The organism is Saccharopolyspora elongata (assembly GCF_004348985.1).
GTDB lineage: Bacteria > Actinomycetota > Actinomycetes > Mycobacteriales > Pseudonocardiaceae > Saccharopolyspora > Saccharopolyspora elongata.
Genome location: NZ_SMKW01000120.1, coordinates 1 through 19445, shown reverse-complemented (window position 1 = coordinate 19445; position 19445 = coordinate 1). Strand labels below are relative to the sequence as shown.

The 19445-nt window shown below is 70.8% G+C and carries 20 protein-coding genes and 1 tRNA gene; 14 read left to right on the top strand and 7 right to left on the bottom strand.

Annotated features, from left to right (window positions below; translation table 11 throughout):
* Nucleotides 1-312 (top strand): oligopeptide/dipeptide ABC transporter ATP-binding protein (locus E1288_RS42945; RefSeq protein ID WP_328592555.1); only part of this gene is annotated, 312 nt, incomplete at its 5' end.
* Entirely contained in the window at nt 312-1124 is an 813-nt protein-coding gene (locus E1288_RS42940; protein WP_132494620.1) for an alpha/beta fold hydrolase, read from the top strand. The genes E1288_RS42945 and E1288_RS42940, both read left to right, overlap by 1 nt.
* Nucleotides 1125-1153: 29 nt before the next feature.
* Here the strand turns inward: E1288_RS42940 and E1288_RS42935 are convergent, their stop codons facing one another.
* Nucleotides 1154-2491: a GntP family permease gene (locus E1288_RS42935; protein ID WP_132494618.1), complete on the bottom strand. Its 1338-nt coding sequence runs from the start codon at nt 2489-2491 to the stop codon at nt 1154-1156.
* Between the two features lie 306 nt (nt 2492-2797).
* Between E1288_RS42935 and E1288_RS42930 the strand changes: the two genes are divergently transcribed.
* Genes E1288_RS42930 through E1288_RS42920 form a run of 3 tightly spaced genes read left to right on the top strand, consistent with a single transcriptional unit; the run spans nt 2798 to nt 5545 of the window.
* Nucleotides 2798-4009, top strand: a complete 1212-nt coding sequence (locus E1288_RS42930; RefSeq protein ID WP_132494616.1) for a CaiB/BaiF CoA transferase family protein — start codon at nt 2798-2800, stop codon at nt 4007-4009.
* A gap of 1 nt (nt 4010) precedes the next feature.
* Complete coding sequence (locus E1288_RS42925) at nt 4011-4907, top strand: hydroxymethylglutaryl-CoA lyase (RefSeq protein WP_132494614.1); 897 nt, start codon at nt 4011-4013, stop codon at nt 4905-4907.
* Between the two features lie 2 nt (nt 4908-4909).
* Nucleotides 4910-5545 (top strand): IclR family transcriptional regulator, encoded by a 636-nt coding sequence (locus E1288_RS42920; RefSeq protein ID WP_132494612.1) that lies wholly within the window; start codon nt 4910-4912, stop codon nt 5543-5545.
* Between the two features lie 113 nt (nt 5546-5658).
* On the opposite strand, the gene E1288_RS42915 is transcribed toward E1288_RS42920, so the two are convergent.
* Nucleotides 5659-6660: an ABC transporter substrate-binding protein gene (locus tag E1288_RS42915; protein ID WP_132494610.1), complete on the bottom strand. Its 1002-nt coding sequence runs from the start codon at nt 6658-6660 to the stop codon at nt 5659-5661.
* A gap of 61 nt (nt 6661-6721) precedes the next feature.
* On the opposite strand from E1288_RS42915, the gene E1288_RS42910 reads away from it, so the two are divergent.
* Nucleotides 6722-7660 carry a siderophore-interacting protein gene (locus E1288_RS42910; RefSeq protein ID WP_132494608.1) on the top strand — a complete coding sequence of 313 codons (939 nt, stop codon included), beginning with the start codon at nt 6722-6724 and terminating at the stop codon, nt 7658-7660.
* 80 nt (nt 7661-7740) lie between these two features.
* A complete protein-coding gene (locus tag E1288_RS42905) occupies nt 7741-8724 on the top strand; it encodes a sigma-70 family RNA polymerase sigma factor (protein WP_132494606.1) in 984 nt (327 codons plus the stop codon).
* Nucleotides 8725-8790: 66 nt separating this feature from the next.
* Here E1288_RS42905 and E1288_RS42900 read toward each other — a convergent pair whose 3' ends face one another.
* Nucleotides 8791-9579, bottom strand: a complete 789-nt coding sequence (locus tag E1288_RS42900) for an alpha/beta fold hydrolase (protein ID WP_132494604.1) — start codon at nt 9577-9579, stop codon at nt 8791-8793.
* A 23-nt stretch (nt 9580-9602) separates the two neighbouring features.
* Here E1288_RS42900 and E1288_RS42895 point away from each other — a divergent pair.
* The 5 genes from E1288_RS42895 to E1288_RS42875 all read left to right on the top strand — a co-directional run bounded on the left by E1288_RS42895 (nt 9603) and on the right by E1288_RS42875 (nt 14724).
* Nucleotides 9603-9698 (top strand) — tRNA-Sec (locus tag E1288_RS42895).
* A gap of 33 nt (nt 9699-9731) precedes the next feature.
* Nucleotides 9732-10733 carry a selenide, water dikinase SelD gene (gene selD, locus E1288_RS42890; RefSeq protein ID WP_132494602.1) on the top strand — a complete coding sequence of 334 codons (1002 nt, stop codon included), beginning with the start codon at nt 9732-9734 and terminating at the stop codon, nt 10731-10733.
* 300 nt (nt 10734-11033) lie between these two features.
* A complete protein-coding gene (locus tag E1288_RS42885; protein ID WP_132494600.1) occupies nt 11034-12194 on the top strand; it encodes an LLM class flavin-dependent oxidoreductase in 1161 nt (386 codons plus the stop codon).
* A complete protein-coding gene (locus E1288_RS42880; RefSeq protein ID WP_132494598.1) occupies nt 12191-13558 on the top strand; it encodes an NtaA/DmoA family FMN-dependent monooxygenase in 1368 nt (455 codons plus the stop codon). Before E1288_RS42885 ends, E1288_RS42880 begins: the two co-directional genes overlap by 4 nt.
* Nucleotides 13555-14724 (top strand): MsnO8 family LLM class oxidoreductase, encoded by a 1170-nt coding sequence (locus E1288_RS42875; RefSeq protein WP_132494596.1) that lies wholly within the window; start codon nt 13555-13557, stop codon nt 14722-14724. Before E1288_RS42880 ends, E1288_RS42875 begins: the two co-directional genes overlap by 4 nt.
* On the opposite strand, the gene E1288_RS42870 is transcribed toward E1288_RS42875, so the two are convergent.
* Entirely contained in the window at nt 14721-15464 is a 744-nt protein-coding gene (locus E1288_RS42870; protein ID WP_132494594.1) for an SDR family oxidoreductase, read from the bottom strand. The genes E1288_RS42875 and E1288_RS42870 overlap by 4 nt on opposite strands.
* A gap of 71 nt (nt 15465-15535) precedes the next feature.
* Here E1288_RS42870 and E1288_RS42865 point away from each other — a divergent pair, with 71 nt between their 5' ends.
* Nucleotides 15536-15877: a hypothetical protein gene (locus E1288_RS42865; RefSeq protein ID WP_132494592.1), complete on the top strand. Its 342-nt coding sequence runs from the start codon at nt 15536-15538 to the stop codon at nt 15875-15877.
* A 7-nt stretch (nt 15878-15884) separates the two neighbouring features.
* Here E1288_RS42865 and E1288_RS42860 read toward each other — a convergent pair whose 3' ends face one another.
* Nucleotides 15885-16295 carry a DUF7144 family membrane protein gene (locus E1288_RS42860; RefSeq protein ID WP_132494590.1) on the bottom strand — a complete coding sequence of 137 codons (411 nt, stop codon included), beginning with the start codon at nt 16293-16295 and terminating at the stop codon, nt 15885-15887.
* A gap of 75 nt (nt 16296-16370) precedes the next feature.
* Nucleotides 16371-17024: a flavodoxin family protein gene (locus tag E1288_RS42855; RefSeq protein WP_132494588.1), complete on the bottom strand. Its 654-nt coding sequence runs from the start codon at nt 17022-17024 to the stop codon at nt 16371-16373.
* 108 nt (nt 17025-17132) lie between these two features.
* Here E1288_RS42855 and E1288_RS42850 point away from each other — a divergent pair, with 108 nt between their 5' ends.
* Nucleotides 17133-18047 (top strand): LysR family transcriptional regulator, encoded by a 915-nt coding sequence (locus E1288_RS42850; protein WP_165968567.1) that lies wholly within the window; start codon nt 17133-17135, stop codon nt 18045-18047.
* A gap of 32 nt (nt 18048-18079) precedes the next feature.
* Here the strand turns inward: E1288_RS42850 and E1288_RS42845 are convergent.
* A partial coding sequence (locus tag E1288_RS42845; RefSeq protein ID WP_235884211.1) for an HNH endonuclease signature motif containing protein occupies nt 18080-19445 on the bottom strand: 1366 nt, incomplete at its 5' end.

The window sequence follows — 19445 nt, the reverse complement described above, 5'->3', positions numbered from 1 at the left end:
GACAGCCCGTACACCGAGGCGCTGCTGTCGGCGGTCCCGGTGCCCAACCCGAAGGTGCAGCGCCGCCGCGAACGCCTCGTGCTCCCCGGCGATCCGCCGGACCCGACCGATCCGCCCGGCGGCTGCACCTTCCACCCGCGCTGCCCGTACGCGATGGACGTCTGCCGCTCGGTCGTCCCCGAGCCGACGCCCGTCGACGGCGGCGGCACGGTGCGCTGCCACCTGCACACCAGCGGGCCCGTACTGGCGGGCGGTTCCGTCCTGGAACTGCGTGCCGCAGAATCGGGGGCGGCAACCGACACCGGGAGTTGATGGGCTTGCAGACCGCGACGGCCGCGCTGAACGACATCAAGACGCACTACTGCGCGGGCGGTTCCGGCCCGGCCGTGGTGTTCGTGCACGGCCTCGCCGAGGACCACCGCAGCTGGCGGCGCCAGCAGGAGGAGTTCGCCGACCACCGCACCTACGCCTACGACGTGCGCGGGCACGGCGCCAGCACGGTCGGCGACGCGAACGGAACCCTGGCCCAGCTACGGGACGATCTGCTCGCGTTCCTCGGCGAGGTCTCCGGGCCTGCGGTGTGCGTGGGATTCTCCCTCGGCGGCACGGTGGTGCTCTCCGCCGCGGCGCACCGGCCGGACCTGGTCACCGGCGTCGTCGTGCTCGGGACGTCCTCGGTGGTGGGGCGGGCGGCGGCCGAGATCAACCTGCAGCGGGCCGCGGAGACCGGTGACGCCGTGCTCGACTCGCTGCGCGCGGACACCACGATGATGGTCTCGAACTCCACAGTGGACATCGACGAGGTGGTCGCGCGGCGCGCGGAGTCCATCGGCGACGGCCGCGGCTACGCGAACGCGGCGACCGCTATGGCGGGCCTGCGCGGCAACCCGCTGACCCCGGAGCTGGCGGCGATCAAGTGCCCGGTGACGGTGATCGGCGGCGAGCACGACGCCCTCTGCCCGCGCAAGGCGGCCGACATCCTCCTCGAAGCACTCCCCCAGGCCACGTACCAGGAAATCCCCGGCGCAGGCCACCTGATGAACATCGACAACCCGGAGGCCGTCACAGCCGCGCTGCGCAATGCCCTGGCCGTGCAGGGCCGTGAGCCTTTCGAACCGTCGTAACGCCTCGAAAGGCCCACGGCCCGCCCGGCTCAGAACAGCAAGGCCATGAGCTGGATCGGGACCATGGCGATGACCGATGCCGCCGAGACCGTCAGCGTCACCGACTTCAGCGCTCCCCGCGTCGTCTGCGGCAGCAGGGTCTGCAACAGCCAGAACGTGTTGCTGGTCGCGTGGATGACGAACAGCGAACCCGCGCCCGCCGCCAGGGCGACGAAGATCGGGTCGATGCCCAGCATCGGCATCACCGGGCCCAGCACGCCCGCGGCGGTGATCGACGCCAGCGTCACCGAACCGATCGCGATGTGCAGCACCGCGGCCACCAGCCACACCAGCAGCAGCGGCACGACCGTGCTGGTGGAGAAGTAGCCCTTCAGCAGCTCGCCCAGGCCGACGTCCTTCACCGTCTGCGCCAGCGAACCGCCGACACCGGTGAGGATGAGGATCTGGCCGCTCTCGTGGAAACCGCGCTTGAACGCCGCCGCGGTCTGCTCCGCCGGGAGCTTCCAGCGCGCGATGAGCACCGCCCCGATCAGGCCGATGAGCAGGGCGATCACCGGGTCGCCGAGGAAATCGACCCACGGTGAGGAGAACTCGGCCATCTCCGCGATGGCGCCGAAGGCGATCAGCGCCAGCGCGAGCAGCAGCGGGGCCAGCAGCAGCGGCAGCGACGGGAGTTCGCGCGGCGAACGCTCCTCCTCCGCGACCTCGGCGACCGGCAGCTCCTCGGTCTCGTCGAGCTTCGGGTTCCACAGGCCGCGCTTGGCCAGCGCGGTGAACAGCGCCAGCGTGACGACGATGGTGAAGACCGCGGTGATGGTGCCGAAGAGGAACATCTTGCCGAACGGCAGGTCCAGCACGCCGGCCAGCGCGACGGCCCCGACGCCGGGCACCACGAACACCAGGCCGACCTCGATGCCCAGTGCCATCGCCGCGCACATCCGGGCAGCGCCGTACGGCCCGATCTGCCGGGACAGCCGGCTGGCCAGCGGCGCGGTGATCACCAGCAGCACGTCCGCGAAGATCGACTGCAGGACCGTGCCGACGGTGGCGCCGAAGGTGTAGGGCAGGCTCCGCGGCCCGAAGGTGCGCACGAGCAGGTCGACGAGCTTCTCGATCGCGCCGAGCGAGGCCATCAGCGAGCCGAGCAGCACGCCGAACGCGATCAGCAGCCCGACCTCGGTCATCAGGTCGCCGAAGCCGGTGGTGATGGACTTGATGGTCTGCTCGGGGCCCAGCCCGGAGACCAGGCCCAGGTAGATCGCGCCGAGGACGAGCGCGATGGCCGGGCTGATCTTGGCGCGGAGGATGAGCACGACGACGCCGACGATGGTTATCGCGGCGTTGGCGAAGACAACGATGTCCGACATCTATGGGTCCGATTCGTCGGGGTCGGCACGAGCCGACTCCTGAGTTCTGCGGCGAGCAGCGCTTTTCCCACCGGGTCGGGTTTTGCCCAACCGGCGGCTACGAAGACGGACCGGCGAAGCATACACATCATCGTTGCGTGATCAAGGTCTTGTGAATCCTCATTCGGGTGATTACGGTCCTGTCTTGCCGAATAAAGGCATCAGTTTCCCAAATATTGAAAAGCAGGGGCTTGCGGAGACGGACACCTCCACGCCCCGGGCGCTCACATCGCCCTCGCCGCAACACCGTGAAACAGGAGAAGACCGATGGCGTCCAACGGACACGGGCCCCTCACCGGGGTCCGGGTGGTCGAGCTCGGCAACTTCATCGCCGCCCCGACCGCGGGCCGGATCCTCGCCGAGTTCGGGGCCGACGTCATCAAGATCGAACGCCCCAAGACCGGCGACGAGCTGCGCAACTGGCGGCTGCACGGCGGCGACGTGTCGCTGCTGTTCCGCACCATGGCGCGCAACAAGCGCTCAATGACCCTCGACCTGCGCTCCGCGCCGGGTCAGGACGTCGCGCGGAAGCTGATCGCCGGCGCGGACATCGTGCTGGAGAACTTCCGGCCCGGCACGCTGGAGAAGTGGGGACTCGGCCCGGCGGAGATCCGCCGGGCCAACCCGGGAGCCGTGCTGGTGCGGATCTCCGGGTTCGGGCAGACCGGGCCGTACCGGGAGCGCCCCGGCTTCGGCGGCGTCGCCGAGGCCTTCGGCGGCGTGCGGCACCTGACCGGCTACCCGGACATGCCGCCGGTGCGCACCGGCGTCAGCCTGGCCGACTCGGTGGCCGGGCTCTACGCGGTCATCGGCGCGTTGATGGGATTGCTGCGCCGCCGCTCCGGCGAGCCCGGCGAGACCGTCGACGTCGCGCTGTACGAGGCGATCTACTCGCTGATGGAATCCTCGGTGCCGGACTTCGACGCGTTCGGCGTCACCCGGGAGGCCACCGGGGCGACGATCCCCGGGGTCGTTCCGTCGAGCACCTACCGGTGCGCCGACGGCAAGTACGTGGTGGTCGGTGGCAACAACAACGCCATCTACGCCCGGCTGATGAACCTGATCGACCGCCCCGACCTGGCCGATGATCCCGCGCTGCGGACGAACGTGGGCCGGGTCGAGCGGGGCGCGGAGATCGACGAGGCGATCGGCTCCTGGACGGCGCGGCTGGACAGCCCCCGGGTGCTGGAGCTGCTCGCCGGGGCGTCCGTCCCCAGTGGACCCATATACGACGTGCCGGACATCGTGGCCGATCCGCACTTCGCGGCCCGCGGGATGCACGAGCGGCACCCGGTGCGCATCGAGGGCGACGAGACCCGCGAGGTGCTGTTCCCCGGCATCGTCCCGAAGCTGACCGAAGAACCGGGCGGCACCCGCTGGCTCGGCCCGGAACTGGGCGAGCACACCGACGAGGTGCTGGCCGAGCTGGGGCTCTCCCCGACCGAGACCGCCGGGCTGCGGGCCGAAGGAGTGATCTGAATTGGTACTCATCACCGAGGTGTCACTGCGCGACGGGCTGCAGATCGAGCCGGTGATCGTGCCCACCGCCGACAAGGTCCGCTTCGGCGAACTGCTGGTCGACGCGGGTTTCAAGCACCTGGAGATCGGTTCGTTCGTCAACCCGGAGCGGGTGGCGACGATGGCCGACACCGCCGAGGTCGTCGCGGGCCTCGCCGACCAGCCGGCGACCTTCCACACGCTGGTGCTCAACGAGCGGGGCGCGCAGCGCGCCGTCGAGGCCGGCGCGAAGAACGTGCGGCTGGTGCTTTCGGCCAGCGAGGGCCACAGCGTGTCGAACGCCGGTGTCGGCACGGCGGAGGCGATGCAGCGCATCGCGCGGGCCGCCGAGATCGTGCACGACGCGGGAATCCGCACTGAGGGCTGCATCGCGACCGCGTTCGTCTGCCCCTTCGACGGCGACACCCCGGTAGAACGCGTCGTCCGGGTCGCACGGCACTACGCGGACATCGGCGTCGACGTGCTGCACCTCGCGGACACCATCGGCGCTGCGTCGCCGGGCGACATCAACCGCGCCGTCACCGCGGTGCGCGACGTCTTTCCCGTGGACCGAACGGGTCTGCACCTGCACAGCACCTACGGCATGGCCGACGCCAACGCCTGGGAGGCCTACCGCTGCGGCATCCGGCGCTTCGACGCCGCGCTCGGCGGCCTCGGCGGCTGCCCGTTCGCGCCGGGCGCGACCGGCAACATCGCCGCCGACGACCTGATCCACCTGTTCCACCGGGAAGGCATCGACACCGGGATCGACGTGTCCAAGCTCGGCGCGCTGCGCGAACACCTCGCCGGGCTGGTCGGGCACGCGCTGCCGTCGGCGCTGGCGAAGATCCCGGCCGCTCCCGCGGAAGTCCGGCGCTAGCCGTGGCCGCGGAACCGTTCACCACCGGCGTCGGCGTCCTGGACCGCTCGGTGGCCATCCTGGACTGCGTGGAAAGCCACCCGATGGGCACCAGCGAACTGGCCAGGACGCTCGGCCTGACGGTGTCCACCGCGCACCGGCTGGCCACCGCCCTCGTCTCGCACGGCCTGCTGCGGCGCGACGCGGCGGGCTGCTTCCACCTCGGCCCGCGCTTCGCGACCTCGGCGCTGGCCGAGACCGCGCGGCCGGTGCTGGAGGAATTGTGCGCGGCGGCGGGGGAATCGGTGCAGTTGTGGGTCCGGCGGGCGGACCACCGGCTGTGCATCGTGAGCGTCGAGTCGCCGGAGGAACTGCGGGCCAGCCAGCCCGTGGGCACCCTGCTCCCGTTCCCGCACGGATCGTCCGGCCAGGTCTTGCTCGGCGAGCGGAACCCGGACGGCCACGACTGGGTCGAGAGCGTCCAGGCCCGCGCGCCGGGCGTCGGTTCGGTCAGCGCTCCGGTGCGCCTGCACGGCGACACGATCGCGGCGGTGTGCCTTTCGGCGCCGACGCAACGACTCCTGCCGAGCCCCGGCCGGCGCTTCGGCGCCCAGGTCGTCGCCGCCGCGGAGCGGATCGGAGCGGCCCTCGGCGGCTAGGGCGCGGCCGCCACTGGGCGAACGGGTTCGACGGCGATCCGGCGGACAGGTAAAGCAGAACCCCCGGCACCTCCGTCCACATCGGACGGCGATGCCGGGGGTTCGCGACCGGCTCAGCGGGGCAGCTCGGACTCCAGCTGGTCCGCCAGCTTGTTCATGATCCCGGCGTAGCTGGCATAGCTCATCGGCGCGACCGCGTCCCATTCAACGAAGCGGTTCGCGGCGGCCGCCGGGTGCGAGGCGAACACCGGGTTCTCCTTCATCTGCTCCGGCTTCATCGAGGCCGGCCGGGCATCCCACAGCAGGACGTCGCCGGGATAGACGTTGGCCTTCTCCCAGGACAGCCGCTCGAAGTAGCCACCACCGGCCACGTCCGGGTTCTTCGGCGTCGTGATCGGCAGGCCCAGCTCCTTGACGTAGTAGTCCAGGTCCGGGTTGCGGGCCGGGACCACCACGAAGTACTCCTCCTTGGTGCCGCCCACGGCCAGGATCGACTTGCCCTCGGCGCGCATCCGCGTCCCGATGTCGCGCAGGCGCTGGGCGGCCGCGTTGAACCGGTCCTCGTCGGCCTTCACCCGCTCCGAGTCGACGTCGCCGCCGAGCGCGCGGGCCAGCTCCTTGTACTTGCGGATGGCCTCGGGCAGCGCGATCCCCGACTGCTGGACGCCGACGGTCGGCACGATCCGCTTGACCGCCTCCTCCTGGTCCTGGACCAGGTGCCAGAGGCCCTCGAACTCCGCGTACTTGCCGCTGACCAGCAGCTCCGGGGCGAGGGAGGTCAGCCGCTCCATGTTCACCTCGCCGTAGCCCGGCCCGGTGACGTCGGTGACCTGGCGGGGATCGATGCTGCCCGCCTCCGGCTCGGTGGAGCCGTCGTCGCGCACCAGCGGCCCGAAGGTGCCGGCCACGTCGACCCCGAAGTCCTTCAGCGCGCCGGCCGCCGAAACCTGGGCGACGACTCGCTCCGGGCGCTTGTCCGCCGTTACGGTGATCCCGCGATCATCGGTGTAGGACCACCCGGCGCCCGCCTGATCGTTCTGACCAGGCGAAGCGCATGCCGCCAGCGAGCCGGCGGCGACGAGCAACGCGGCAGCCGCTCGGATCTTGTGACGCAAACCAACCTCCCCATTTCCGTAAGGCTAGGCTAACCTAGCACTCGATCTCGGGAGGTTATGGATGCCAGGTACGCGGACCGCGCAGTCGACCGAGCACAAGCCCGTCTACCGGACGTTCCCGGTCGAGGTCGCGCGGGTGCAGCGGCTCGGCCCGAGCTTCGTCCGGATCACCTTCACCGCCGAGTGCCTGCGCTCCTTCGGCGCCGGCGGGCACGACCAGCGGATCAAGCTGGTGCTGCCGCAGCCGGGCCGCACCCTCGCGGACTTCCCGAGCGGCGCCGACTGGTACCAGCGGTGGCTGGCGATGCCCGACGAGATCCGCCCGAACCTGCGCACCTACACGGTCCGCGCCTACCGCGGTGAATCCGCCGAACTCGACGTCGACTTCGTGCTGCACGGCGGCCCCGGCCACGGCGGCCCCGCCTCGAACTGGGCGGCACAGGCGCGGCCCGGCGACGAGATCGGCCTGCTCGGTCCCGACCGGCCGGGCACCGGCCGCATGTGGGGCTGCGAGTGGGCGCCGCCCGCGGCGGCCAGCCACCTGGTACTCGCCGGCGACGAGACCGCCGTGCCCGCCGTCGCCTCCATCGTCGAATCGCTCCCGCCGTGCGCTCGCGGCATCGTCTGCCTCGAAGTGCCGGAGGAGCACGACCGACAGGACTGGAACCTGCCCGACGGCGTCGAGGTGCGCTGGTTCCCCCGATGCGCGGCGATGCCGCACGGCAAGCTGCTGGAGGAAGGCGTCGCCGCGGCCCTGAACGAACTGCGCCCGACGTCGCGCGGCGGCGCAACCGAGCTGGAGGACGTCGACGTGGACACCACGACGCTGTGGGACGTGCCCGACACGCCGACCGACGCGGCCTCCCCCAACGCCTTCTACGGCTGGCTGGCCGGCGAGGCGGGCGTGATCAAGCGGCTGCGGCGAATGCTGGTGAGTGACTACGGCATTCCGAAGCAGGCGGTCGCCTTCATGGGCTATTGGCGCGAGGGCCACTGCTGACCTCCTGATCTGTCGGTGCCTTCGGTTACTGTGCTCTGCGACACCAAAAGTCCAGGACAGGTAGCCGAAGGGGCGCAGTCATGGCCGCCACGACCACCATGGCCACCGACGATTTCGTCGCGCAGGCCGACCCGTACCGCCGGGAACTGCTGGCGCACTGCTACCGGATGCTCGGCTCGCTGCACGACGCCGAGGACCTGGTGCAGGAGACGTACCTGCGCGCCTGGCGCGCCTACGACCGGTTCGAGGGCCGCTCGTCGCTGCGCACCTGGCTCTACCGGATCGCCACCACCACCTGCCTGACCGCGCTGGAGAACCGGAAGCGCCGCCCGCTGCCGACCGGCCTGGGCGGCCCCACCGACGACCCCGGCGGCGAGCTGGTCGAACTCCCCGAGGTGGCGTGGCTGGAACCCATCCCCGACGGCATGGTCGCCGACGAGCACACCGATCCCGCGGCGATCGTCGGCGCGCGGGAGAGCACCCGGCTGGCGTTCATCGCCGCCCTGCAGCACCTGCCCGCCCGGCAGCGCGCGGTGCTGATCCTGCGCGACGTGCTGAAGTGGAAGGCCGCCGAGGTCGCCGACGCGCTCGGCATCAGTACGGCCGCGGCCAACAGCGTCCTACAGCGCGCCCGGGCCCAGCTCGACCAGGTCAGGCCGTCCGAGGACGACACCCCGCAGCCGTTGTCCGCCGAGCAGCGACAGCTGCTGGAGCGCTACGTGGCGGCGTTCGAGGCCAAGGACATCCCGGCCATCGTGCAGATGTTCACCGACGACGCGGTCTGGGAGATGCCGCCGATCGCGACGTGGGTGCGCGGCGCGGAGCACATCGGCCGACTGGTCGACCTCCAGTGCCCGGCCGGTCCGGGCGAGATGCGGCTGCTGCCGGCGCGGGCGAACGGCCAGGTCGCCTTCGGCGTGTACCGGCTCGAGCCCGACGGCGTGTTCCGGCCGTTCCACCTGCAGGTGCTGGACTTCGACGGCGCGAAGGTCAAGCACACCGTCGCGTTCTTCGACGTCAGCCTGTTCCCCAAGTTCGGCCTGCCCGACACCTGCCCGGCGTGATCCCGCGCACCCCGAACCGGAGCGGGCACCGGCGCGTCGAACGGGGCGTGCATTCGGGCAGGGCGGCTAGCTCAGCGGGTGCTCGGCGAGGAACCGCAGCACGGCGCCGGAGGATTCGGCCTGCTGCTCCTCGAAGTAGGCGTGGCGGGCGCCTTCGAGGTAGTGCAGTTCGGCACCGGCGATGCGTTCGGCGAGGATCGCGGCGTTCTCCGCCGGGCTGAAGATGTCGTCGGTGCCGTGCAGCACCAGCGTCGGCGCCGTCACCCGGTCCAGCTCCGCCCAGCTGTCGTGACCGTTGCTGGCCCGGAGGTGCCCCCGCCGGGCGTGGTGGGGCATCGGGCCGCCGAGCGTGACGTACGGGCCGGGGTGGGTCCGCACCCATTCCGGCGTGTACATCAGGTCGATCAGGGCTTGGCGCGCAGCGTCCGCCGACGGCTGCGCCAGGGACCGGGTCACCTCGGCGGCGGCGCGCAGCCCGCGGGTGCCGCCGACCGAGGTGCAGCCCAGCGCCAGCGCACCGACCCGGTCCGGGTGGTCGATCGCCACCCACTGCGCCACCTTGCCGCCCATCGAGGTCCCGTAGACGTGGGCTCGCGCCAGGCCCAGGTCGTCGAGGACGGCGATCACATCGCCCGCGAAACGGCGGACGCTGTACTCCGCGTCGGCGGGCTTGTCGCTCTGCCCGGTGCCGAGGTAGTCCAGCACGATCGTCCGGTAACCGTCCTCGAAATCGGCGTGCACGTTGTCCCACCAGTGGTGGGTGTTCGCCTGCCCGCTCAGCAGCACCAGCGGTTCGCCGGAGCCCCGGACCTGGTAGTAGATCTTGGCTTGGTCAGCTGTCGTCGCGAACGGCACGCGAACATCCTAGAGTGGCCGGCGGAGACGTATGGGCGCCTGGTGGCCCCCTCGGCCTTCAAAGCCGGTGGCACCGAGCACCTCGGTGCGGCGGGTTCGATTCCCGTCCGTCTCCGCCAGTGCACCCGTCGTCGACGTGCTGCAATGGGGACATGCCTGGCAGCGCGACGATTCGTCTGACCCAGTACGCGCACGGCGGCGGCTGCGCCTGCAAGATCCCGCCCGGCGAACTGGAGTCGGTCGTCGGCGGCCTGGCGCCCGCCGTCGAACGTCCGAACGCAGAGCTGATCGTCGGCCTGGACACCGGCGACGACGCCGCCGTGGTGCGCGCGGGCGGCGGGCCGGCGATCGTGGCGACCACGGACTTCTTCACGCCCGTCGTGGACGACCCCTACGACTGGGGCCGCATCGCCGCCACGAACGCGCTATCCGACGTCTACGCGATGGGCGGGACGCCGATCGTCGCGGTCAATCTGCTCGGCTGGCCGCGCGACGTCCTGCCGTTCGAGCTGGCGGCGGAGGTTCTGCGTGGCGGTTGCGACGCCGCCGGGGCGGCGGGCTGCCACGTCGGCGGCGGGCACAGCGTCGACGATCCCGAGCCGAAGTACGGTCTGGCGGTCACCGGCCTGGTCGAGCCGGATCGGTTGCTGCGCAACGACACCGCGCGTCCCGGCCTGCCGCTGTCGCTAACGAAACCACTGGGCATCGGCGTCCTCAACACCCGGCACAAGAGCACCGGCGAACGCTTCGAGCAGGCGATCGACGCGATGACGACGCTGAACCGCGATGCCGCCGCGGCGGCGGGGCGGGCGGGGGCGGTGTGCGCGACCGACATCACCGGATTCGGCTTGCTGGGTCACCTGTTCAAGACGATGCGCGCCTCCGGCACCGCCGCCGAGATCGACGTGGGCGCCGTGCCCTACCTCGACGGCGCGCGGGATGCGGTGCGGGCCGGGTTCGTCAGCGGCGGCACCCGCCGGAACCTCGACTGGGTCCGGCCGCACCTCGATCCTGGTTCGGCGCCGGAAGAAGACCTGCTGCTGCTCGCCGACGCGCAGACCTCCGGCGGGCTGCTCGTGGTCGGTGAGGTGCCCGGCGCGGCGGTGATCGGCCGGGTGGTCCCCGCGGGCGCCGCGACGATTTCGCTGCTCTGAAAAGCATCCGCCCACATCGTGGGCAGCCGCGATGATCCATTGACGCTTCCCGGGGACGCTTCTAGCGTTCTAGGCATGGCTCAGTCGGTGCAGTTGGTCACCAGGGACCACGTCGACCTCCTCCGGGTGAGCTCCGCCGCCTGTCCGCGGCGCTGAGCGCCCGCAGCCCCGCGCTTCTCCCGGCATCGTTCGCCGGTCCCGTTCGCCGCTTCCCCCAGCGCCGTTCCCGCGCGCCTCCAGCGCGCTCGTCCTCTTCAATCCACTGTGGAGTCAACTCCGCCCGGCAGCAAGGACCTGCAGATGGCACCACGACCGAACCTGCATCTCGCGGTGGCGCTGGACGGCGCCGGCTGGCATCCCGCCGCGTGGCGGGAGGAATCCGCCCGCCCCGCCGAGCTCTTCACCGCCGACTACTGGGTCGACGTCGTGCGGGAAGCGGAGCGCGGACTGCTCGACCTCGTCACGATCGAGGACTCGCTCGGCCCGCAAACCACCCTCGACGAGGGCCCGGACGACCGGACCGACCAGGTGCGCGGCCGGCTCGACGCCGGGCTGATCGCCGCCCGCGTCGCGCCCCGCACGACGCACATCGGCCTGGTGCCCAGCGCGGTCGTCACCCACACCGAGCCGTTCCACATCTCCAAGGCGGTCGCCAGCCTGGACTACATCAGCGCCGGCCGCGCGGGCTGGCAGGCGCAGGTTTCGGGGCGCCGCAGCGAGGCCGCGCACTTCGGCCGTCGCGAGGTCGACCTCGTGGAACTGTTCGACGAGGCCGCGGACCACGTCGAGGTGGTCCGCCGGCTGTGGGACAGCTGGGAGGACGACGCGGAGATCCGCGACGTCGCGACCGGCCGGTTCATCGACCGCGACAAGCTGCACTACATCGACTTCGCCGGGAAGTGGTTCAACGTCAAGGGACCGTCGATCACGCCCCGGCCACCGCAGGGCCAGCCGCCGGTGACGGCGCTCGCGACGGAGGCGGCCGCACACCGGTTCGCCGCCCGCGCCGCGGACATCGCCTTCACCACCCCGCACGACGCGGAGCAGGCGCGGATCATCGTCGAGCGGATCCGCGCCGAACAGCTCGACGCCGGGCGGGAGCACGACGCCCTGCACGTCTTCGGCGACCTGGTCGTGTTCCTCGGCGAAGGCGCGGCCGAGCGCAAGGCGCGCCTGGACGAGCAGGACGATTCGGTGTCCACATCGGACGTACCGGTGTTCACCGGCACCGCGACCGAACTCGCCGACCGGCTGCTCGCCTGGCGCGAGGCGGGGCTTTCCGGATTCCGGCTGCGGCCCGGTGCCATCCCGCACGACCTGACCATGATCACCCGGGATCTCGTCCCGGAACTGCAACGGCGCGGGGCGTTCCGCACCGCGTACGAGGCCGACACGCTGCGCGGCCTGTTCGGCCTGCCCCGGCCTGCCAGCCGCTACGCCACCGCCGGAGGACACCAGTGAGCAAGCAGATTCACCTGGCAGCGCACTTCCCGGGCGTGAACAACACGACGGTGTGGAGCGATCCGGCTTCGCTGAGCCAGATCGAGTTCTCCTCGTTCGCGCACCTGGCGCGCACCGCCGAGCGCGGGAAGTTCGACTTCCTGTTCCTCGCCGAAGGGCTGCGGCTGCGCGAGCACGCCGGGAAGATCTACGACCTGGACGTGGTGGGCCGCCCGGACACCTTCACGGTGCTGGCCGGGCTGGCCGCCGTCACCGAACATCTCGGGCTGGCGGGCACGATCAACTCGACGTTCAACGAGCCCTACGAGGTGGCCCGGCAGTTCGCCAGCCTCGACCACCTCTCCGGCGGCCGGGCGGCCTGGAACGTCGTCACGTCGTGGGATGCGTTCACCGGCGAGAACTTCCGGCGCGGCGGCTTCCTGCCGGAAGACCAGCGCTACGAACGCGCGGAGCGGTTCCTGCGCACCGCCTGGGAGCTCTTCGACTCGTGGCACGGCGACGAGATCGTCGCCGACAAGGAATCCGGGACCTTCATCGGCGACCCGCTGGCCGGTTCCTTCGCGCACCGCGACGCGCACTTCGACATCGCGGGCCGCTTCAACGTGCCGCGCAGTCCGCAGGGCCGGCCGGTCATCTTCCAGGCCGGCGATTCCGACGCGGGCCGCGACTTCGCCGCCTCGGCCGCCGACGCGATCTTCACCGGCCACGGAACCCTGGAGGCGGGCAAGACGTTCTACGCGGACGTCAAGGGCAGGCTCGCCCGGCACGGCCGGTCCCGCGACGAGCTCCTGGTGTTCCCGGCGACGACCGTCGTGCTCGGCGACACCGACGCGGAGGCCCACGAACGCGCCGCGCACATCCGGCGTCAGCAGGTCAGCGGGCAGACCGCCATCCGGTTCCTGGAACAGCTCTGGAACACCGACCTCAGCGACTTGGACCCGGACGGACCGCTGCCGGAGTTCGATCCGGCGGTCGGCACCGACACGATCACCAAGGGCCGGGCCAGCACCCGCCGGCACCGCGACCCGATCGCCATCGCCCGGCAGTGGCGCGAGCTGGCGGAGGCCAAGCAGCTGTCGATCCGCGAGCTGATCATCGAGGTGACCGCGCGGCAGTCGTTCATCGGCACCGCGGCGAGCGTGGCCGAGGCGATGAACCGGTCCGTGCAGGAAGAGGCGTCGGACGGCTTCATCCTCGTCCCGCACCTCACTCCCGGCGGCCTGGACGAGTTCGTCGACACCGTGGTGCCGCTGCTGCAGGAACGCGGCGTGTACCGCACCGAGTACCCGGGTGCCACGCTGCGCGAGAACCTCGGGCTGCCGCCGCTGGAAAACCCCCGGCAGAGCGCGAAGACCGCATCATGACCGAGCCGTCCCGGAGGTCGCCGGTGTCCACTCCCCTCTCCGTCCTCGACCTGTCCCCCATCGTGTCCGGACAGGGACCGGCGGACGCCCTGCACAACACCATCGACCTCGCGAAGCGCACCGAACACCTCGGCTACCGGCGCTACTGGGTGGCCGAGCACCACCTCACACCCGGCGTCGCCTCGGCGGCGCCGGCGGTGCTGATCGCGCTGATCGCGGGCGCGACCAACCGCATCCGGGTGGGTTCGGCGGCGGTGCTGCTGGGTCACCACGCCCCGCTGGTAGTCGCCGAGCAGTTCGGCACGGTCGCGCAACTGCACCCGGGCCGCATCGACCTCGGCCTGGGCCGCTCGGGGCTGGTGCGCGGCCGGGACTTCGTGCGCCGGTTCGCCGATCCGGCCGACGGCCCGGCGCCCGCGGGGAAGGTGGTCGACGGCCTGCTGATCCCGCCCAAGCCGCGGGCGCTGGCCAAGTCGAAGCGGTTCCTGGCCCGCATCGAGGAGCAGCAGCGGTTGCTCAGCACCGGCGATCCGGCGGAAGCACCGCTGGACTACCGCACCCAGGTCGAGCACGTCCTGCAGTTCATCGGCGGCGACTTCCGGTCCTCCAGCGGCGAACCGGTGCACGCCGTGCCCGTCGAAGGTGCCGATCTCGACGTCTGGGTCCTCGGCTCCAGCGCCGGTGAGAGTTCGGACGCGGCGGGGTCGCTGGGCCTGCCGTTCGCGGCGAACTACCACGTCAGCCCGTCCACGGTGCTGGAGGCGGTCGCGTCCTACCGGGAACGTTTCGCGGCCTCCGCGAAGCTGGCCCGGCCCTACGTGGTGGTGTCGGCGGACGTGGTGGTCGCCGACACCGACGAGCGGGCCCGGGAACTCGCCGACCCGTACGGGCCGTGGGTGCACAGCATCCGCACCGGGGAGGGGGCGATCCCGTTCCCCAGCCCGGCCGAAGCCGCCGAGTTCCGCTGGTCCGACCAGGCGCGGGAGATCGTCGCCGACCGGGTGGACACGCAGATCGTCGGCGAGCCAGAGGCGGTGGCGCGCAAGCTGGCGACGCTGCGCGACGCCACCGGCGCCGACGAGCTCGTGATCACCACGGTCACGCACGACCACGCCGACCGGGTCCGCTCCTACGAACTGCTCGCGAAGGCCTGGCAGGCGGCCTAGCCGCGGCCGATGAACGGCATCGCGGTGGCGGTGACGGTCAGGAACTGCACGTTGGCGTTCAGCGGCAGGCCCGCCATGTAGAGCACGGCGTCGGCCACGTGCCGGGCGTCGAAGGTCGGTTCGGGGCGCACCGAGCCGTCCGCCTGGACCGCGCCGGTGGCGATGCCCGCGGTCATCTCGGTGGCGGCGTTGCCGATGTCGATCTGCCCGCAGGCGATGTCGTAAGGCCGGCCGTCCAGCGAGATCGACTTGGTCAGGCCGGTTATGGCGTGCTTGGTGGCGGTGTAGGCGACGCTGCGCGGCCGCGGGCTGTGCGCGGAGATCGAGCCGTTGTTGATGATTCGGCCGCCCTGCGGGTCCTGCTCCCGCATGACGCGGAAGGCGTGCTGCGCGCACAGGAACGAGCCGGTCAGGTTGGCCTGCACGACGGCCTGCCAGTCCGAATAGGACAGTTCGCCGACCGAACCGGCGGCGCCGAAGGTGCCCGCGTTGTTGACCAGCAGGTCCACCCGTGCCCAGGAGTCGCGGACGCCGTCGAACAACGCGGCGACCGACTCCGGGTCGCCGACGTCGGTCGGCACCACGAGGGCGGCGTCCGAGCCTTGCGCGGTCTCCCGCAGCGGCTCGGGCCGCCGCCCGGCCAGCGCGACCCGGTAGCCCGCGCCGAGCAGCGCCCGCGCGATCTCCCGCCCCACGCCCGATCCGGCCCCGGTCACCACCGCGACTCGCATGTCGCTCATCCAGCCCTCCCGTCGGTCATTGCCAGCGGGCTCATTGATACCCCACGGCCTCGCACGGGTACCCCGGCACCATGAGCATGCGTCCACGAAGCGTGCGAGCGGCGTTGTGCGGCCCGGCGTTGCTCGCGGCGCTCGCCGCACCGGCGGGCTGCGCCGAAGCACCGACGAACTTCCCGGTCGCGCCCGTGCAGGTGCAGAACGGGGAGGTGACGGTGCGAGGCGTCGTGCGCAGCGGGGTCGAGCAGGGGTGCCTGGTCCTCGCCACGGCAGACCGGGAGTACCTGCTGGTGCATCCGCCGTCGACGTTGCGTCCGGGCGTGACCGCCGTGGTCCGCGGCAGGATCGAGACGGGCATGGTCACGACCTGCATGCAGGGCACGCCGCTGGTGGTCTCGGAGGCGCACACCGGGTGAGCCGGCATCAACGGATGCCCTTGACCTCCTTCCCGTGCAGGGCGAGCGCGTAGATGACGATCAGGTCCAGCACGATGACGATGCTGGACCAGACCGGGGAACCGAGGAAGAACGCGACGTTGGTGAGCAGGCTCAGCACTGCGAAGGCGATCGCGACCACGCGCGCCCACATCCAACCGGACATCACCCCGACGCCGGCGGCGGCGAGGACGACGCCGAGCACGACGTAGGCCCAGCCGACGTGGACGAGCGCGGGCGTGCCGACCGGTGTGGCGAGGCTGTTCCCGGAGCGCGTGAAAGCCGCGATGCCGTAGATCACCTGAACGACGCCGACGACCAGCAGGACGACGCCGGCGAAGATAACCCACCCCAGCCACCGGGTGGGAAGGCCGCGATGCGGCACGTTGTGGGACGTCATGGTTCGGCTCCCTCCGCGAACTCCATCGCCAAAGGGTTGCGACGCGTCCCGAGACGATCCAGGGCCGAACTACCTCTAATCCGGCGTGCCCACCGCCGCGTCGGCCCAGACGGTGGAGGGGCGCGGGGTGTCGATGCGGTAGTCGGTGGCGCGCGCCTCGAACATCCGGACGCCCAGGTCGAAGGCCTTGCCGAGCGGATCGCCCGGATCCCGGGCGACTTCGCCGCGCGAGTTGCCGAAGCCCTGCACGACGCCGACGAAGTCGTGGTGGAGGTAGCGCGCGAGCTCCTGCAGGTGCGCGGTGATGCCCACCAGCGAGCCGGGGTAGGTCTCCTCCGAGCTGACCACGGCGGCCAGTCGCTTGTTCACCAGCCGCCTCTTGACGTGCTCGTGCTCTGGATAGCCGGCGGCCTCGTAGCAGAAGATCCGGTCGATGAAGACCTTCAGCTGCCCGGAGATGCCGTACCAGTAGAGGGGCGTGGCAAGCACGAGCGCATCGGCGGGGAGGACCTTGCCCACCAAGAGGTCCTCGTAGTCGTCGTCGATGGAGCAGCGCCCGGCGGCGTTGCGGCACACCCGGCAGTCGCGCAGCGGTGCCGAGACCACGTCGGAGAGGTCGACGATCTCGACGTCGTGGCCGGCCTGCGCGGCCCCGGCGAGCACCGATTCGGCGAGCATTCGGGAATTTCCGTCCTTGCGCGGACTGGAGCTCAAGGCAAGAACTTTCACCGGGAAAGACACCCCCGTTGATCGCGGCGTATGTGCAGCTCAATGCTCACCAGAAACAACCATGAAGACAAGCAGGACATTAAGGCCGATACTGGTAAGCTTTTGTGCATGTTCGACCCGACCCGGCTGCGCCTCCTGGTCGCCCTCCACGAACAAGGAACGTTGCACGCCGCAGCGGCCGCACTGCACGTTTCACCGTCCGCCGCCTCACAACAGCTGGCGACCCTCACGAAGGAAGCGGGGACACCGCTGACGGAGGTCGACGGCCGCCGCCTGCGCTTCACCGAAGCCGGCCGAGTCCTGGTGGACCACGCATACGCGCTGCTCGCCAACCTGGAACGCGCGTTCGGCGACGTGCAGGCAGCGACCCAGGGAGACCTGGGACAGCTCTGCGTAGGCGGTGTCCCGTCGCTGATCCCGACGGTGCTGATCCCGGCGGCGCAGGCCATCCGCGAACAGCACCCGAGGCTGCGGGTAGGCATCCACGAGATCGCGGTGCCGGACTGCCTGGACCAGCTCTGCAGCGGCGACCTGGACGTGATCGTCTCGGTGACGGCGGACGTGGCGCTACCCGACGACGACCCGAGGTGCACCCGCATCGAACTCGGCACCGACGACTGCCACCTCGTGATCCCGGCAACCCACCCGATCGCGGACCACGAAGCGGTCGACCTGAAGCGGCTGGCCGACGAGGACTGGATCAGCACGGCGGCGGGAGACGCCTGCGACCAACTGCTGCACTCGACATGCGCAGCAGCAGGCTTCCGCCCCAACATCCGGCACCGGGCCAGCGACTGGGCAGCGATCGCCGCCCTAGTCGAAGCGGGACTGGGCATCGCCCTCGTACCAAGCCACGCCCGCCTACCGGCCACAGCGGCGCTGACCACGATCGACATCGAGGGCGGCCCGGTACAACGGCGGATCCACGCAATGATCCGCCGAGGAACCGAAACCCGGCCAGCGGTGGCCCACTACCTCACAGCCCTGAAGACGGCCGTCGCCCAGCACTGCGCATCCGGATAGCGACGAACGCCTTCGGAGGCCGCCCCAACCGATCAGAAGGCGTCACGATTCCCCGCCGGGTCCCGTGGCGAGGGGATGAGCTCCCGGAGGTACTCGCGGTGCTGCGAGGGCAGTGCTCTGCCGCCTGGTCTGGGTGTTCGTCTGGGGTCCACTGTGGGCGGTGGGATGAACTCGGGCCGCCCGTCGCGCATGGCGATGCCCCACCGCTGGTTGTGAAGCGTGCGGTGGTGGTGTGCGCAGAGCATGATCATGTTGTTCAGGTCTGTTGCTCCGCCGTCGACCCAATGCTGAACGTGGTGCGCTTCAGGAGTCCCCGGCGGATGGTCGCATCCGGGGAAGGCGCACACGCCATCACGTCGAAGCAACGCGGCTCGAATGTGAATGGGCGCGGAGCGTTTCGCCCGACCCACATCAAGCGGCAGGCTGTCGCCACCAAGGACGATGGGCAGGATTTCGGCGTCGCAGGCGATCCTGCGTGCGTTGTGGGCGGTGATGGCGCGTTCGGTGTTCAGCGTGCCGGGCATGCCGTCCTCGCCGAGGACCTCCAAGCCCCGCTTGAGGTCCTCGAAGTCGATAGCAATCGTCATCTGCGGCCGCTGCCCACCGGTACGAGGCATCCCATCATGGTCCAGCGCCAAATCCAGCAACGCCGCGAACCCATCGGCATTCCGCTGCCCCACAGTGCGGGGATCTTTCTCCCCGTCGATCTCGGGCCGGGGCGCGGCCAGCGGTTGCATGAGCGCGGCGAACTTCGCCCCCGTCTCCCGGTCCAGCTTCGCCTTGATGACGGTCATGCCATCCCGGGTGGTGCCGTAGTGCAACTCGCGCGCTTCGTGCTGGGCTTCCTCATCGCGGAACGCGCCGTCCTGATCCAGCAGGTAGCGGATGCGTTCGGCGAGTTTCTCCAACTCCCTCGGCGACATCGTCCGCGCAAACCCGGCAAGGGTTGTTTCGACTTCGGTGACCTGGTGGCAGCGGGCGTACTCGGGCAAACGGCGGATGCCGTTGACGATGACACGCGCGTGCTCCAGCCCGATCGCACCCTCAGCCAGTGCTTGAGCCGTATCGGGCAGGTCAGGAGGCATGAGCTCACCGTGGAAGGTTTGCCGGTCCTCGACATTGCGGGCGACTGTGACACGCGTTTTCGCGTCACGCGGATCGATGCTGAGCAGCCCCTGCAACCAGACGTGCAGCGACCGGGCGGTGGTCTCGGCGTGAATTGCCCGGTGGTCGGCTTCGGCGATGTATTGCAGCTGTTCCCACATCATCACCCGCATCTCGGTTTCTAGCTCCTGGATACGGGCCGCGAGCTCAGCATCGGTGCACGACACCGCCGACTGTTGAGGCATGGCCTGCACAGTCGTGTCCTGGGTGTTCAGTAGCGGTGTCATACCTCCA

Bases quoted from the DNA above. Each gene is read 5' to 3' on its own strand.
- E1288_RS42940 (WP_132494620.1), top strand. From the start codon at position 312: ATGGGCTTGCAGACCGCGACGGCCGCGCTGAACGACATCAAGACGCAC.
- E1288_RS42935 (WP_132494618.1), bottom strand. From the start codon at position 2,491: ATGTCGGACATCGTTGTCTTCGCCAACGCCGCGATAACCATCGTCGGC.
- E1288_RS42930 (WP_132494616.1), top strand. From the start codon at position 2,798: ATGGCGTCCAACGGACACGGGCCCCTCACCGGGGTCCGGGTGGTCGAG.
- E1288_RS42910 (WP_132494608.1), top strand. From the start codon at position 6,722: ATGCCAGGTACGCGGACCGCGCAGTCGACCGAGCACAAGCCCGTCTAC.
- E1288_RS42905 (WP_132494606.1), top strand. From the start codon at position 7,741: ATGGCCGCCACGACCACCATGGCCACCGACGATTTCGTCGCGCAGGCC.
- selD (WP_132494602.1), top strand. From the start codon at position 9,732: ATGCCTGGCAGCGCGACGATTCGTCTGACCCAGTACGCGCACGGCGGC.
- E1288_RS42885 (WP_132494600.1), top strand. From the start codon at position 11,034: ATGGCACCACGACCGAACCTGCATCTCGCGGTGGCGCTGGACGGCGCC.
- E1288_RS42875 (WP_132494596.1), top strand. From the start codon at position 13,555: ATGACCGAGCCGTCCCGGAGGTCGCCGGTGTCCACTCCCCTCTCCGTC.
- E1288_RS42870 (WP_132494594.1), bottom strand. From the start codon at position 15,464: ATGAGCGACATGCGAGTCGCGGTGGTGACCGGGGCCGGATCGGGCGTG.
- E1288_RS42865 (WP_132494592.1), top strand. From the start codon at position 15,536: ATGAGCATGCGTCCACGAAGCGTGCGAGCGGCGTTGTGCGGCCCGGCG.
- E1288_RS42860 (WP_132494590.1), bottom strand. From the start codon at position 16,295: ATGACGTCCCACAACGTGCCGCATCGCGGCCTTCCCACCCGGTGGCTG.
- E1288_RS42850 (WP_165968567.1), top strand. From the start codon at position 17,133: ATGTTCGACCCGACCCGGCTGCGCCTCCTGGTCGCCCTCCACGAACAA.